We start from the raw sequence: 15768 nt of genomic DNA on the forward strand, positions 1-15768 counted from the left end.
TGCCTGCTGGGGATGTGCCTGCTGGGGATGTGCCTGCTGGGGATGTGCCTGCTGGGGATGTGCCTGCTGGCCCGCCCCGCGTGCGGGGGCGGGCCAGCAGGTCGCAGGGCTGCCCGCTTCCGGCTGCGCGGGGCGGGACAGCCGCTTCACCATGAGTAGGCGAGGGTGAGCAGCACGCGCCGCTCCGCCCCGAAGGAGCAGGTGCCGTAGCCGTTGCAGGCGGCGACATAGTCCTTGTCGAACAGGTTCGTCACGTTCAGGTTCGCGCGGAGCCCCGCCAGCGACGGATCCTGTGCGCCGAAGTCGTAACCGATGGCGAGATCGACCAGCGTGAAGCTGTCCACCTTGGCGGCCCGGCCCTCATACGGCCCTTCCGTCGCGCCCCAGATGTTGTTGCCGGTGGCATAGGTGGAGCCCACGTAGCGCACGCCGCCGCCCACCGACAGCCCCGGAACGGGGGAGGAGGAGGGCAGGCGGTAGTTGAGCCAGAGCGAGGCGATCTGATCGGGAACGCCGGTCAGATGCTTGTCCACCGAGCGGTCGCCGTTCAGGATGTCCGGGTTGATCGCCGCGTCGGAGGATTCCGTCAGCCGCACCTTCTGATAGGTATAGCTGCCGATCAGGTCCAGCCCCTGCGCCAGCGACGCACGGGCTTCAAGCTCGACACCCTTGGCCTCGGACTTGTTGTCCTGCGTGTAGCAGGTGGAGAAGGCCCCCACATTCGCCGCGCATTCCGCCGCGTTGACCGAATCCGCCACCGGCTGTCCATCCTTGCTGCCAGAGAACAGCGTGATGCCGAAGGACCGGTCGCCCGAGGGGGCGAGATAGCGCAGACCCCCCTCCAGCATCTTGCCGGTGGACGGGTGCAGCACGTCGCCCGAGGCGGTCACGCCCAGCTCCGGCTCGAACGAGGTCGAGTAGTTCACGAAGGGCGCGAAGCCGTTGTCCATCAGATAGACGGTGCCGAGCTGCCAGGACACCTTTGAATCCTTGGCGGAAGAGGAGGTCACCGCCCCGTTCAGCCCGTTCGTCACGCTGGAGCCGGAGCGGATGTCGTCATGACGGAGCCCCGCCATGAAGCGCCACTGCCCGAAGGACGCCTGCTCCTGAAGGTAGAAGCCCGTCTGTTCGAACGGCTGGCGGAAGGCGCGGAAGGGCGTCACCCGGTCGATGTCCAGCCCATAGACCGGGTCGAAGATGTTGATCGACGGATAGTTGGCCCTGTCCCAGCCGTCGCGGAACCCGCCCGAGAGCTTCTGGTAATCCACCCCCGCCAGCAGCGTGTGATCGACGGAGCCGGTGGAGAATTTCGCCTGCGCATAGGTGTCGAAGGCGGTGGAGTAGGACTGATGGTCGGCCAGATAGATCAGCCGGTTCATCGTCACCTCGTCCGACATCCACGCGAAGTCGAGCGCCTTGGTGGTGCTGTCGAGCTCCCCGTAGCGGAAGCGGCTGTGAACGCTCCAGACCGGGTTGAACTGGTGGTCGAACTGGAAGCCGATGGATTTCTGCGTCCGGCTGTATTCCTGCCAGTTCGGATCGCCCTGCCAGAAGGTAGGAGACACGGTGCCATAGCCGGGGATCGGCAGAACGGAGCCGAGCGGCGGCACGAACTGTCCATCCGGCGCCTTCGGGTCGTGCTGATACATCGCCTGCAGGGTGAGCCGCGTGTCATCCGTCGGCGCCCAGGTGAGCGAGGGGGCCACCAGCACGCGTTCATCATGCTGGTAGTCGATCCCCGTCTTGCCCGCACGGCCGAGCGCGATGAAACGATAGGCGAAATCCTCGTTGAGCGGGCCGGTCAGGTCGATGCCCGCCTCCTTCCGCCCGTGGCTGCCGAAGGCCAGGTAGGCGTCCCGCGCGCGGGTGAATTCCGGCTGCTTGGAGACGAGGTTCACGATGCCGCCGGGGGAGCCGGAGCCGAAGAGCGTCGAGGCGGGGCCCTTCACCACTTCCACGCGCTCCAGCATCCATGGGTCGAACTGCACCCCCGTCCGGTCGGGGAAGCGCCAGCGCAGCCCGTCCAGCGTGCTGGCATAGCTCGCATCGGCGGAGAACCCGCCCGAGCCGCGCACGAAATAGCTGTCGAACCGGTCCGATTGCGCCCCGGCGGTGCCGGTGACGATGCCCGGCGTATAGCGCAGCGCCTGGCTGACCGTGGTCGCGCCCTGTTCCTCCATCTGTTCCCGCCCGATGACGTTCACGGTCTGCGGCGTCTCGATCAGCGGGGTATCGGTGCGGGTGGCCGAGGTGGAGACGCGGGGCACGATACCGGCGGGGCCGGTGCCGCTGTTCTGCGCCGTCAGCATGACGGGGGAGAGGACGGTGCCCGATGCCGCGCCGGTTGCGGCGGCAGGGGCCAGGAGGGCCGCGCTGCTTGCCCCCGTGCGCTGGAGCGCGATGCCCGTGCCCTCCAGCATCTGCCGCAGTGCCGCTTCGGGCGCGAGGCTGCCGGAGACGGCGCGCGTCGTCACACCCGCGAGCGCCGGGGGATAGGCCACCTGCCAGCCTGTCGCCCGGCCGAAGGCGCTCATTGCGCTGGAAAGCGGTTGCGCCGGGATGGCGATGCTCTGGGCCTGCGCAGCCACGGGCAGCGCTGCCGCCACTCCCAACACCGGCCCCGCCAGCGCCACGCTCAGGAGCAGCCGCGCGATCCCCCGGCTCCGCGCCGTTCGCCGTTCCGTATTCTGCCCGTTCATCTGTCCCTCGTTGTTCTGTCGGGCGCATATGTCGCCCCTTCGGAAACAATGACGTTCAGGCCCTGCCCACGTCACAAATTTTTCCCGAGTTTTTTACTTTTTCTTTGTTGCTCCACCGCGCGCCGACCGCCCGGTTCATGCATCGGTTCGGGCCTCAGTACAGCACCACCGCCCCGCCCGGCAGGTGACGGACGGTGAGGCCCGAAAGCCCCGCCAGCGCCGCCAGCGCGGCATCGGGATCGTGCAGCGAGAAACTGCCCGACACGTTCCGCACCCCTCCCCGCAACAGCATCACAGGCGCCGCCCGGTAGCGCCCGATCTCTGCCACCGCCTGGGCGAGCGGCGCGTTGCTGATCTCCATCCGCCCGCCGAGCCATGCGAGCGCGCTGTCCGTATCGGCCCGTGTGACCGGCGACAGACCGCCTTCGGCGAGCGCGGTCACGGCCTCGCCCGGCTCCAGCGTCGCCTCGTCCGGGCCGTCGATCTCGTGCACGGCCACGTGGCCCTCGCGGAGCACGACCCGGTCCCCCACCTCGTCAAGCCGGACGGTGAACTCGGTGCCGGTCACGCGCACTTCGCCCCGCCTGCCGGTGACGACAAAGGGGTGGAGCGCGTCATGGGCCACGTCGAAGAAGGCCTCGCCCGCCAGCAGCCGCACATGCCGGACGCCGCCCGTCATCTCCACCGCGATGGCGGAGCCGGTGTTCAGCGTGACCTGTGTTCCGTCGGCCAGTGCGATGCGCTCCTGCTCTCCCGCGCGGGTCGCATAGTCGGCCTGCCAGGCAATGAGCAGCCGCGGAGCCTGCCAGATCAGGCAGGCGACCAGCAGCACTGCCGCCATCCGGGCTGCAATCGCCAGCCGCTGGCGCGCCTTGCCGGGCCGGTGAACCGGTGGGCGCAGAGGAGGGCTGAGACCGGCGGAAGCGGCGCGAAGGGCAGGCGCCTGCCATGTGGCGACGAGGTCGTCGTAAGCGGCGCGATGGCGCGCATCCGCCGCGAGCCAGCGCTCGAACGCCGTCCGGTCCGCAGCAGCCCGGTTGTCACCCAGCCGCAGGAACCAGTCCAGAGCCTGTTCCTCCACCTCGGCGCTTGTCGGTCGGGGCATCAGTCTCCCTCGACCCGGCGCAGCACGTCCCGGCAATGGCCCATGACCAGCTTCATGTCATTATAGACGGTGTTGCGCGACACGCCGAGATCCTCCGCGATCCGGGCATAGCTCCAACCTTCGACATAGGAAAGCCGCCAGACCTCCCGCGCGCGTTCGGGCAGCGCGGCGAGGGCCGCCCGCAGGGCCGTGAGCCGCTGGCGTTCCATGAGGCAGGCTTCGGGGGTCGGGGCGTCGGCCGCTACATCCTCAAGCGCGGCGGGGTCAAAGACTTCCGTCTCCACCCGTGCGCGCCTGCGGGCGCGGCGGGCATGGTCCGTTGCGATGTTGCGGGCGGTTTCGTTCAGAAAGGCTTCGGGCCGGTTCACCGGCTGGGTCGCGACGGCCCGCGTGAGCTGGACCCAGGCATCCTGCGCGAGATCCTCCGCCGTATGCCAGTGCCCGACGCGCCCCGCCAGCCGCGCGAGCAGGGATCGTCGTCTGAGGAGATAGAGTTCGGTCAGCACGGCACTCTCCCGCGACCCTCCGTGACGGCGGGAGGGGCCAATTCCCGAGAGTTTTACTTCACGCGTTCGGTCAATGACCAGAGACAGTTTGCCGGCGGAGCGGGAAACGGTCGTCGATGCGCCCGATTGCATGTGGGGCGGCGGAGAAAGGCAGGCGGAGGGATTCGCAAGGGGCGCGCGGGAGCCGCCTTCGGATCGGCGTCCTCTCGGGACTTTCCGACATGAGCCACCTCCGCCACCACCGGAAAGGCGACGGGTCATGGGCGATGACCGGCTCGGTCGTCGCTCTGCGGCGGATGGGCAGGACCCGCGACCCCTAACAGGCTGCTGAAAAGGGTTTTTGGCCTGTGTTGGAGCGGAAATCATTCGCAACCTGATGAAATCCAGCCGGAAATCTATACTTACGGGCTGATTTTCCGATTTCCGGCACAGAGGTATGACACTTCGGGAGTTTTTCAGCAGCCCGCTAAAGGGCGGGTCGCAGCAGCCGCGTCTCCGGCAGGTCCGCGACCCTTTACAGGCTGCCCCAGCAATGTTTCAGGTCTGCGCGGGAGTGGGAAATCGCCTGAAACCTGACGAAATCCAAACATTCCGCGGCCGATGCTCCGATGTACAGGGCATAGACATGGTATCCCGGAACTGTTCGGCAGCCTGTTGGATCAGGAAGCGGTTTTTAGCCATGCCGCCGCCGATTTGCCCGATCCAGCCGCCCGATCCGCCCCGCCCGTTCCACCGCGCCCGTTCCACCGCGCCGGGGCCAGTCCACTCCGGCCACGCCAAGCTGCTGCATCCGGGCCAGCCGCCCCGCCCGGACCCGTCCTCAGGCAGAGGCGACGGGGCTGTCCCGCTCGCTCCCGGAACGGAAGCGGAAGCTCCCTTCGCCCATGCCGATGAGATTGCCCGCCCCGTCGCGCACTTCGCCGGTGCAGAAAACGATCTTCCGCCCGCCCGCCTTCATGAGCGCAGTGGCGCGCACGACCCCCTCCTTCACCTGCCCGGTATAGGATACGGTGAGGGACAGGGTGACGGCGGCCTTCGGTTTCGCCGGATCGCCGCTCCATGTCGCGGCATAGCCGCAGGAGGCGTCGAGCAGCGTGGCGATCACCCCGCCGTGCAGCACGCCCGAGCGGTTGAGGTGCCGGCCGTTAACCCGCATCTCCACCACCGCCCGGCCCTCCGACCATTCGGCGAGCCGGTAGTCCAGCACACCGCGCAAACCCTCCGGCGTGTTCTCCTGCGTGACGGGAAAGGCGGGGATGGGGGTGTCTTCAGGCATGAACTCGCTCTTCGCTGGTATCGCGCGCGAAGTAGAGATCGTGAAGACGGGAAAGGTCAACCGCTTCTGCCGGTTCGGAGAGGATCACCTTGCCCCCGCGGACCAGATAGACATGGTCCGCGATCTTGAGCGCCTTGTTGGTGTTCTGCTCCACAAGCACGATGGTCCGGCCTTCCTTCTTCAGCCGGTCGAGGATCGCCATGACCTCATCCGTCATCACGGGCGACAGCCCGAGGGAGGGTTCGTCCACGAGGATCACCTTCGGCTCCTCCATCAGCCCGCGCCCCATGGCGAGCATCTGCGCTTCTCCGCCGGAGAGGGAGCTGGCAAGCTGATGGCGGCGCTCCTTCAGGCGGGGGAACATGTCATAGGCCATTTCCAGATTGCGCGGGACGTTCGGGCGGCACCGTTCGATGAAACCGCCGATCAGCAGGTTGTCCTCCACCGTCATGTCGCGGAAGATCATCCGGCCCTCCGGGATCATCGCGATACCGTCCTTGACCAGCGTCCAGGTGGGTGTCCCGGCGACATTCCGCCCGGCAAAGCGGATCTCGCCCGAGCGGACGGGGATCAGCCCCATGATCGCCCGCATGAGCGTGGTCTTGCCGCCGCCGTTCGGGCCGAGGATGCAGGTGAGCTTGCCCTCCTCCGCCGAGAGGGAGATGTCCCACAGCACGTTGATCGCCCCGTAGCCGGCGCGGACCTTGTCGATTTCAAGCAGCTTCGCCACCGGTATAGCTCCTGATCACTTCGGGGTTGCGGAACACGTCGTCAGGGGTGCCATCGGCGATGAGGCGGCCGAAGTTCAGCACGATGACGCGCGGACAGGTGTTGGAGATCGTCTCTATGTCATGCTCCACCATCAGCAGCGCCAGGCCGAACCGCGCGCGCGCCTCGTCCAGCGTCTGCATGAAGGCGCGCTTGCCCGCCGTTTCCAGCCCGGCGAGCACTTCGTCCAGCATGAGCAGCCGCGGATTGGTGGCGAGCGCCTTGCCCACCTCCAGCGCCTTCTGCTCCGTCAGCGCGAGAGAGGTGGCGGCATCCATGTCCGCCTTGTGGCCGAGGCGGGTGATGTCGAGGATCTCGGCGATCTTCTCCGCATCGACGCGACCGGTGCCGAAACGCTGCGCGACGATGAGGTTCTCCCGCACCGTCAGTTCGTGCATCGGCTGCGGCACCTGGAACGCCCGGCCAAGGCCGATGCGCGCGCGTTTGTGGATGGGCATGCCGATCAGGTTGTGCCCGGCGAAGGAGAGCGTCCCCTTCGTCGGCCGCACGAGACCGGAGACGGCGTTGAAGAGCGTGGTCTTTCCCGCGCCGTTCGGACCGACGAGGCCGATCACCTCCTTCTCCGCCAGCGAGAAGCTGACATCCGAAACGGCGACGAGCCCGCCGAAGGCGACGGTGACCCCATCAAGCGCGAGCATGGCTGCCCCCCCTGGTGAAACGATCCCGGATCCAGGGCAGCAGGCCCTGCGGCGAAAAGATGACGATCACGGCCAGCAGCGCACCAAGAATGAGCTGGTGGCCGGAGGGCAGGATCTGCTTGAACAGGAACTGATCCACCAGATAGACGACCATCGCGCCGGCGAGCGGGCCCCAGAGCGTCCGGTAGCCGCCGAAGATCGCCGCGACGATGGCGAGCGTCGTCCAGCTTCCGTTGAAGGCATATTCCGGTTCGAGGAAGTTGATGTAATGCGCATTGAACGCGCCCATCATCCCCGCGAAAAATGCGGCAAGCAGCAGGATCAGCGCCTTCAGCATCGTGGCATTGACGCCGACGACGCGGGTCGCATCCTCGCTGTCGTGCATGGCGCGGAGAGCGAGGCCCTCCGGGCTGCGGCGCACCAGCGCATAGACCAGCATGCTGAACAGGACGAGCGACAGCACCACGAAATACCCGCCGAGCGGCGTGCCGAAGTCGACCGCCCCGATCTTGGGCAGACGGGGGATCGACAGGATGCCGCCCGCGCCGTTGGTGAGCCAGCGCATCTCGGTCGCGAGGATGCGGAAGATCTCGGCAAAGGCCAGCATGGCGAGGGCGAAATACGGCCCCCGGAGCCGCAGCGCGGGCATGGTCACGATGGACGCGGCCGAGGCGATCAACCCCGCCACCGGCATGGCGAGAAACACCGGCCAGCCCGCCTTCATCACCAGAAGGGCGGAGGCATAGGCCCCGACGCCGAAGAACGCGGCCTGGCCGAAGCTGACCATGCCGCCCAGATTGCCGAGCATGGCCCAGGAAACCGCGATGCCCGCGATGGTGAGCGCCGCGACGATGATGCCCATCACATAGGTATTCGTGGCAAAGACCAGCGGGACGGCGATATAGGCGAGGGCGAGAAAGACGATGAGTGCGATATGTTTCATCCACGCCTCCTCGCACGGCCGAAGAGCCCGGAGGGCATGACGAGAAGAACGACGAGGAACAGGACCATCCCCGCCATCGGCTGCAGCGCGGAGGACCAGAGCGTTGCCGTCAGGCTTTCAGCGATGCCGATCAGGATGGCGCCCACCAGCACACCCGGCACGGAGCCGAGACCCGCCAGAACGGTGATGACGAACGCCTTGATGGTCAGCGCATGGCCGACGGAGGGCTGGATCACCTGCCCGGTATAGAGCGCCACGCCCGCGATGGCGGCAAGCAGCCCGGCCACGCCGAAGGAGAGAACCTCCGTCGTGCGCGGGTTGATGCCCATGAGCTTGGCCGCATCCCGATTGGACGACACGGCGCGGAGCGCCCGGCCATACCAGCTCCGGTTGAGCCACCACCAGACGGCGGCGACCATGACCGCGCCCGCCAGCGCCGCCAGCACCTCCGCCTTCATGGCATAGAAGGTATCGGCCATCACGAAGGGCTCGTGGTACCAGGCCACGTTGGTGGAGCGCACGTCCGCCGACCAGATGAGCAGGATCGCGTTGGTAAGCGCGATGCCGATGCCGAAGGTCAGGATCAGGGAGTTGATCTCCCGGTCCGTCTTGATGCGGGTGAGCAGCAGATAGACGAGCACGCTGGTGAGCGACACGATCACCACGGCGAAGGGGAGCGCCCAGATCGGGTTGAGGCCGTATTGCGACTCCGCCGTATAGGCGATGTAACCCGCGAGGAGCACGAGCTCCCCATGGGCGAGGTTGATGATCCGCATCGTCCCGAAGACGAGCGCGAGGCCGAGGGCGATCAGCGCGTAGTAGGCGCCGACCAGAACCCCAGAATACAGGGACTGGATGATGAGTTCTGTCATGGTCTTTCCGTGGAACGCGCCGTTACCAGGCGACGCCGGGGAAGGTGGCGGGGCCGGTCTGGGCCTCGGGCGGCCAGACGATGGGGATCTGTCCGGCCTGATGCTGGCCGATCCGGTGCGAGAAATTCACGTTGTCGCCGCCCTCGTCGAAGCGGACGGTGCCGATCAGCGTCTCATGTTCCTTGCCGCGGAGGGCGCGGATGATGCCTTCGGTGGAGGGATCGCCCGCGTCATAGGCCTCCGCCACCGCGTTGAACAGCAGGGTGGACTGCACATAGCCGTAGATGCCGAGGTAATCGACATCCTTGCCGAACATCTGCGCATAGACTTCCGCAAAGACACGCTCCTGCTCCGTCAGGAACTTCGGCGGGAAGGAGACGGTGGAGGTGCCGTAGACGTTGTTCATCAGCTCGGGGAAGTCCCTCCACATCTTGGTGGTGGTGAGCGACCAGACCCCGCCGATGGCCTTGACATCCGGGGTGAAGACGCGGGCGGCGCGGATGATCCCGACATAGTCGTTCTCATAGCCGATCATCGCGATGGCCTCCGATCGGTCGATGACCTTGATCTTGTGCATGATCGGCTTGAAGTCGGTCACGGAGGCGTCGAACGGGTGCATGGTCACCGCGATGCCGCTTGCCTGCCAGTCCTTCTCCAGCATGCGGGCCACTTCCTGCGTGGCCTCCCGCGTGGAGTAGAGCACGGAGACGGAACGGATGCCCTGATCGCGGTAGAATCCGGCCAGCGCCTTGGCATAGCCCGCCGCGTTGTTGATGCGGAAGAAGGTCTTGAGACCCCGGTGGCTCAGTTCCGTGGCCACCCCGCCGGAGGTGATATAGACCTTGCCCAACCGCTCCGCCGTGTCGGAGGCCGGTCCGATGATGTTGGAGCCGTAGCCGCCGGTAAAGGCGATCGCCCCCTCGGAGTTCAGCTTCTCGATTGCCGCGATGGCCTTGGCCGGCTGGGTTTCGTCGTCCACGGTGATGACCTTTACCGTGTGGCGGCCGTTGGTGCGGTTGAAGATCTCGGCGGCGACCTGGATCCCCTCGTTCATGCCCTGGCCCACGCGGGCCAGCGGGCCGGTGAGCGGCAGTTCCGATCCGATGATGAATTCCGCCGCACGCGCACCTGTCGCGCCGCCAAGTCCGACCGTCAGCGCGAGCGCCGAGGCCGCGAGAAGTCTCAGCATTCTTTCTCCTCCCCCAAGGGTCATGTCAGGTGTCGCCCCGCGCCATCGCGGCGAGGCGGTTTTTCAGGATCTTGCCCGTCGCCCCTGCGGGCAGCGCCTGCATCACCACGTAGTCGCTGGGATGCTTGTAGGGCGCGAGATTGGCCGCCACGTGGGCCTTCAGCGCGTCGAGATCGAGCGCCACCTCCGGCGCTGGTTCGAGAAAGGCCACGACCTCCTCGTTCCCGGCCTCTGCCGGGCGCCCGACGACGGCGGATTGCGTGATGCCGGGGAAGGCGTTCAGCACGGCCTCCACCTCCACCGGATAGACGTTGAAGCCGGAACGGATGATGAGTTCCTTCGACCGGCCCACGATGAACACCGCTCCGTCAGGCTCGATCCGCGCGAAATCGCCCGTGTTCAGCCAACCATCGGGAGAGAGCACCTGCGCCGTCAGGTCGGGGGCGTGATAATAGCCCTTCATGATGCCGGGGCCGCGTGCCCAGAGCTCGCCGATCCCGCCTTCCGGCGCATCCTTGCCGTCCGGCCCCACGAGGCGGAGTTCCACGCCGGGAAGCGCGGGCCCCACGGACACGTCCGCGCGCCGGGTGCCCCAGATCATGCCGGTCAGCGTGGGCGAGGCCTCCGTCAGCCCGTAGCCGTTCAGGACGGGAAGCCCGAAGAGCGCCTCCGTCCGCGCCTTCACCACCGGATCGAGCGGCGAGCCGCCCGAGGACAGGACGCGAAGCGCCGGGATGGAAAGGCGCGCCTCCGTCCCCAGCAGCTCGATGAAGCGCGCATACATCGCGGGCACGCCGAGGAAGCAGGTGATCCGCCCCGATTGCAGATCCTCCAGCACCTTGCGGGCGGAGAAACGCGGCATGAACTCAAGGCTCGCGCCCGAGGTCAGCGAGCACAGGAACACCGAGGAAAGCCCATAGACATGCGACATCGGCAGCACCGCATAGACCACGTCCTGCGGGCGCATCTGGCGGGTGGCGGCGGACAGGCTTCCGACCGACAGCAGGTTCCGGTGGGTGAGCATCACGCCCTTCGGCTTGCCCGTGGTGCCGGAGGTGTAGATGAGCGCCGCCACCTGCTCGCCCGTCGGGTCCACCGGCTCGGGCAGCGTCGTCTCGTTCAGCGGGCCGATGGCGATGCGGCCCAGATGGGGCACGTCGATTTCCGCGATCCCGGCATGGGCGGCATGCTGCGCCGCATCCGGGGACACTTCGACGGTATAGATCACGCGGCGCGCGCCGGAATGCGCGCGGATCGTCTCAAGCTCACCCTCCGAGAGCCGCGCGTTGATCGTGGCCAGCCACACGTCGATCGTGCCCGCCGCCAGCAGCAGCAGGGCGAGCGCGATGCCGTTCTCGTTCACGACCATGAGCCGGTCTCCCGGCCGCAATCCCTGATCGGTGAGCCAGCGGGCGGTGTCCCGGATCGCCGCGGCGGCTTCGCCATAGGTCAGGCGGCGGTCACCCTCCACCAGCGCGGTGGCGTCGGGGGTGCGCTCCGCCCAGTCGAAGACCACATCGGCCAGCCGGGGCGGCAGCGTCTTCAGGGCGGCGAAGGCGCGGGCGCGGGTGGCCTCCGCAGCCGCTGCCGGGGTCTTTGGTTCGGCAATGTCTCCATGCGATGTCATCGCGTCTCTCCAGTATCACGTCGGCCAGCGGGCGGCTGGCCCGGTATCAGCGCCGGGCGAGGCTCGCCTCGATCCGTCCGACGGTTTCGACAAGGCGGGGGCCGAAATCCGCCGCCAGCCGGTCCGCCGGCATGACGAGCGCGGGCGCCCCGCAGTTGAACGACAGCACGCCGCGCCCGCCGGAAAGCGGGATGGCGCGCCCGACGGAATGGATCGTGCTTTGCCAGGCGCCGGTCGTCTGGGTGAAACCCAGCGTCGCGTGGTCGCGCATTCCGTCCTCTATCTCCTTGCGCACGGCGGGCCAGTCCACGCCGTGGCGGGCCTTCAGCAGGTCCATCGCCTCCGTGCGGTCCGCCTCCGGTGCCACGGCAAACCACGCCTTGCCCATGGAGGTGGTGCCGAGCGGTATGCGCGAGCCCACCTCGAGGTTCAGCTTGAGCGGCCCGCGCCCGCGCGCGGTTTCCACATAGACCATGGCGGCCCGGTGCCTGCGGCCCATGGAGACGGATGCGTCCGTCTCCAGCGCCAGCGTCTGCATGAAGGGCCGCGCCACCTCCCGGAAATCCAGCGAGGAAAGCGCGCTGTAGCCCAGAGACAGCACGCCGATGTCCAGCCGGTACTTGCCCGTCGCCTCATCGGCGCGGAGGTAGCCCAGCTCGGTAAGGGCATGGGTCATCCGGCAGACGGTGGCCTTGGGCAGGCCCGTCCGTCGCGCGATGTCCTGATTGCCCAGCGTCCGGTCCGCGCCGCCAAAGGCGCGCAGCACATCCAGACCGCGGGCCAGCGCGGTGACGAACATGCGGTCCCGATTGCCGGGCTGCGTTTCAGGCTCGAGTCCCGCCTCCCGCGGCATCATCCCGTCCTCCTTCTCCTCCTCCGAGGGGATGGCACGACGCCGGAGGGAATGTCAAAGTAAAATGGAACATGATTTCGCACAGCGAAACTGTTTTGTCGGACGACCTAATTCTGCACCGCAGAACTGAGCCGCGTTGAGCGAAATCCGGGTGAATGGCGGTTTGTCAGCCCCCGACTCGGCCGGTCAGGCTCCGTGCGATATCGGTCAGGCGCGGCCGGACTTCCGAGAGCAGGAAGTCCGGCGGGGTCATCACGGTCGGCGCGCCGCAGTTCAACACCATCGGCGGCAGCCCGCCACCGGGATGAAAGCCCACCGCGATGCCGCTCACCTTTTCCTGCCAATCGCCAAAGGCGGTGGCGCAGCCATATTGCTCGTAATCCCGCAGACCCTTCTCGATCCCCGCGCGCAACCGGGGCCAGGCGCTTTCGTCGATGGCGCGAATCTCGTCCATCAGATCGTCCCGTTCACGGCTGTCGCAGACGGCGAGATAGGCCCGCCCCATGGCACTGCGGCTGAGCGACATCCGGGTGCCGATTTCCACGTTCAGAAGGATGGTCGCCCTGCCGTGGCAGCATTCGACATAGCGCATGGAGAGCCTGTCCCGCACCCCCAGCCCCGCAGAGGCATTGGCGAAATGGGCCAGATCCTGCAACCTTTCCCGCGCCAGCGCCCGGATGTTCAGCCCTCCCAGCACGACGGAGGCCAGCCCCATGAGCGCCGGGCCATGCCGGTATTTGCCATGCGCCTCCGAATAGGTGAGATACCCCCGGCGGGTCAGCGTATGCGTCAACCGCGAGACGGTGGACTTGGGCAGGCCGCAGCGTTCGGCGATCTCCGTATTGCCCAGAAACTCCTCCCCCCGCTTGAAGCTGGACAGAACATCCAGCCCGCGCGCCAGGGCGGTGATGAAGCTCCTGTCGTCTTCCTCGGAGGAAAAATTCTGGGATCGGCTTGCCACTGACTGCTCCTTGCGATGAAGTTCCCATTTGTCCGCAGCGTCACATCGAGTCAACGCAATTCCGTCAGGTGGAACAATCCACGCCCAATAAAGCGGCGACTTGGGGTTTGACACTGCGCGATTTTGGGAGCACAAATTCCGACCAGCAGATAATTGTTCTGCACAGCGGAACGTGGAGGAAATGCCGTGAACGATTCGACGATGCCCGCAGCCGAAGCCACCAGCTATGCCGCCGAAGGGGGCGTCGCGCTGATCACGCTGACCTCTCCGCCGGTGAATGCGCTTTCGGCGAAGATGCGGCAGGGCATCCTCGACGGTCTTGCCCGCGCGGGGGCCGACCCGGACGTGCGTGCCGTGGTGATCACGGGCGCGGGCCGGATCTTCTGCGCCGGGGCGGATATCACGGAATTCGGCAAACCGCCGGTCGCGCCCACTCTGCCCGATTTGCTCTCCGGGGTGGAGGAAAGCGTCAAGCCCGTCGTCGCCGCCGTCAACGGCGCGGCGCTCGGGGGTGGATGTGAGCTCACGCTGGCCTGTCATGGCCGCGTGGGCTCCGCCGCCGCGGCGATCGGTCTGCCGGAGATCAAGCTTGGCATCATTCCGGGTGCGGGCGGCACGCAGCGTCTGCCCCGCATCCTCGCGCCCGCCGATGCCTTCGCCATGATGCTGAAGGGCGATCCGGTGAAGGCGCCGAAAGCGAAGGCGCTCGGCCTGCTGGACGAGGTGGTGGAGGCCGATGATCTGCTTCCCGCCGCGCGCCGTCTCGCACTGGCCTTCGCCGACAAGGGCGATTGGCCCGTGACCGGCCAGCGCCGCGTCGAGAGCAGCCCGGAGGCCCGCGCGGCCTTTGACGCGGCTGCCGCCGAGGCGCGGAAGAAATCCGGCGACCTGCTGAATACCGGCGCGCTGATCCGCTCGGTGGAGGCCGCCTTCGACAAGCCGCTTGCCGAGGGCCTCGCCGTGGAGCGGGAGGAGTTCAAGACCCTCGTCGCTTCCGATCAGTCGAAGGCACTGCGCCACGTCTTCTTCGCCGAGCGCGCCGCCGGCCGCGTCCCGGGCATCGGCAAGGACGTGAAGCCCCGCAAGGTGGAAAAGGTCGCCGTGATCGGCGCCGGCACGATGGGTGCAGGCATCTCCATGGCCTTTGCCAATGCGGGAATTGCGGTCCGCGTGATCGAGACGTCGGAGGAGCTGCTCGCCAAGGGGCTGGAGCGGATCCGGGGCACCTATGCGGCTTCCGTCAAGCGCGGCTCGCTGTCAGAGGCCGACCTTCAGAAGCGCATGGCGCTGATCGAGGGGCAGGTGGGCCTTTCCGCCGCCGGTGAGGCCGACATGATCATCGAGGCCGCTTTCGAGGATATGGGCGTCAAGCGCGAGATCTTCGGGGAGCTGGCCCGCGTGGCCAAGGCGGGCGCGGTGATCGCGACCAATACATCCTATCTCGACGTGAACGAAATTGCTGCCGCCGCGCCGGGACGCGAGGCGGATGTGATCGGGCTGCACTTCTTCTCCCCCGCCAATGTGATGCGGCTTTTGGAGGTCGTGCGCGGCGACAGGACGGCGCCGGATGTGCTGGAAACCGGCCTGACCATCGGGCGCAAGATCGGCAAGCTGCCCGTGGTCTCCGGTGTCTGCTTCGGCTTCATCGGCAACCGGATGCTGGCCCAGCGGACCCGCGCGGCGGAGCGTCTGCTCCTGTCCGGCGTCAGCCCGTCGGAGGTCGATGACGCGATCACCGGCTTCGGTTTCCGCATGGGGCAGTTCGCCATGTTGGACCTTGCGGGCATCGACATCGGCTGGCGCACGCGCAGGGCATTCGGCGGCTTTGCCCCGATCGGCGACCGTCTGGCGGAGATGGGGCGGTTCGGACAGAAGACGGGCCGCGGCTTCTACCTTTACCCGGAAGGCGCGCGGAAGGGCGTGCCGGACCCGGAAGTAACTCAGATCATCGCCGAGGAGGCGAAGGCCCGCGGTGTCTCGCCCGAGACGCTGACCGGCGAGGAGATCGTGGAGCGCCTGTTCTACCCGATGGTGAACGAGGGTGCCCGCATTCTGGAGGAGGGGATTTCCTACCGCCCCTCCGACATCGACCTTGTCTGGATCAACGGCTACGGCTGGCCCTCCTGGACGGGCGGGCCGATGTTCTGGGCCGATGGCGTCGGGCTCGACAGGATCGTGGCCTCGCTCGAGGCGCAGGCGAAGCGGTTCGACGCGCCGGAACTGGAACCTGCGCCGCTGCTCCGCCGTCTTGCCGAAGAAGGCAAGGGTTTCCAATCGCTTAAGGAAGGCGCGTGAGCGCCTTTCGGGGAG

Annotated in this window: 13 protein-coding genes; 1 reads left to right on the plus strand and 12 read right to left on the minus strand. The window is 67.2% G+C overall.

All coding sequences use genetic code 11. From position 1 onward, the window contains the following. Positions 1-146 precede the first annotated feature (146 nt). The 12 genes from RT513_RS15895 to RT513_RS15950 form a co-directional block, all read right to left on the minus strand. Positions 147-2699: a TonB-dependent siderophore receptor gene (locus RT513_RS15895; RefSeq protein ID WP_290690024.1), complete on the minus strand. Its 2553-nt coding sequence runs from the start codon at positions 2697-2699 to the stop codon at positions 147-149. A 154-nt stretch (positions 2700-2853) separates the two neighbouring features. Then, a complete protein-coding gene (locus RT513_RS15900; protein ID WP_290690025.1) occupies positions 2854-3804 on the minus strand; it encodes a FecR family protein in 951 nt (316 codons plus the stop codon). Beyond that, a complete protein-coding gene (locus RT513_RS15905) occupies positions 3804-4310 on the minus strand; it encodes an RNA polymerase sigma factor (protein ID WP_218821948.1) in 507 nt (168 codons plus the stop codon). Before RT513_RS15905 ends, RT513_RS15900 begins: the two co-directional genes overlap by 1 nt. A gap of 820 nt (positions 4311-5130) precedes the next feature. Further along, on the minus strand, positions 5131-5586 hold the full coding sequence (locus RT513_RS15910; protein WP_290690026.1) for a PaaI family thioesterase: 456 nt from the start codon (positions 5584-5586) through the stop codon (positions 5131-5133). Next, on the minus strand, positions 5579-6316 hold the full coding sequence (locus tag RT513_RS15915; RefSeq protein WP_290690028.1) for an ABC transporter ATP-binding protein: 738 nt from the start codon (positions 6314-6316) through the stop codon (positions 5579-5581). Before RT513_RS15915 ends, RT513_RS15910 begins: the two co-directional genes overlap by 8 nt. Then, positions 6300-7013: an ABC transporter ATP-binding protein gene (locus tag RT513_RS15920; protein WP_290690030.1), complete on the minus strand. Its 714-nt coding sequence runs from the start codon at positions 7011-7013 to the stop codon at positions 6300-6302. Before RT513_RS15920 ends, RT513_RS15915 begins: the two co-directional genes overlap by 17 nt. Continuing rightward, entirely contained in the window at positions 7000-7956 is a 957-nt protein-coding gene (locus tag RT513_RS15925) for a branched-chain amino acid ABC transporter permease (RefSeq protein ID WP_290690032.1), read from the minus strand. The genes RT513_RS15920 and RT513_RS15925 overlap by 14 nt, the downstream gene beginning before the upstream one ends. After that, positions 7953-8828, minus strand: a complete 876-nt coding sequence (locus RT513_RS15930; RefSeq protein WP_088215621.1) for a branched-chain amino acid ABC transporter permease — start codon at positions 8826-8828, stop codon at positions 7953-7955. The genes RT513_RS15925 and RT513_RS15930 overlap by 4 nt, the downstream gene beginning before the upstream one ends. A gap of 22 nt (positions 8829-8850) precedes the next feature. Continuing rightward, the gene (locus tag RT513_RS15935) at positions 8851-10017 is read right to left on the minus strand and encodes an ABC transporter substrate-binding protein (protein ID WP_218821950.1); all 1167 of its coding nucleotides are present in this window, start codon (positions 10015-10017) and stop codon (positions 8851-8853) included. Positions 10018-10042: 25 nt separating this feature from the next. Then, positions 10043-11644 (minus strand): class I adenylate-forming enzyme family protein, encoded by a 1602-nt coding sequence (locus RT513_RS15940; RefSeq protein ID WP_290690034.1) that lies wholly within the window; start codon positions 11642-11644, stop codon positions 10043-10045. Positions 11645-11690: 46 nt separating this feature from the next. Continuing rightward, complete coding sequence (locus RT513_RS15945; protein WP_290690035.1) at positions 11691-12500, minus strand: IclR family transcriptional regulator; 810 nt, start codon at positions 12498-12500, stop codon at positions 11691-11693. Positions 12501-12663: 163 nt separating this feature from the next. Beyond that, positions 12664-13458 (minus strand): IclR family transcriptional regulator, encoded by a 795-nt coding sequence (locus tag RT513_RS15950; RefSeq protein ID WP_088215625.1) that lies wholly within the window; start codon positions 13456-13458, stop codon positions 12664-12666. 186 nt (positions 13459-13644) lie between these two features. Between RT513_RS15950 and RT513_RS15955 the strand changes: the two genes are divergently transcribed. Further along, positions 13645-15753: a 3-hydroxyacyl-CoA dehydrogenase NAD-binding domain-containing protein gene (locus tag RT513_RS15955; RefSeq protein WP_290690037.1), complete on the plus strand. Its 2109-nt coding sequence runs from the start codon at positions 13645-13647 to the stop codon at positions 15751-15753. Positions 15754-15768: the final 15 nt, after the last annotated feature.

Origin of the sequence: Haematobacter sp., assembly GCF_032102465.1 — a bacterium.
Classification (GTDB): domain Bacteria; phylum Pseudomonadota; class Alphaproteobacteria; order Rhodobacterales; family Rhodobacteraceae; genus Haematobacter.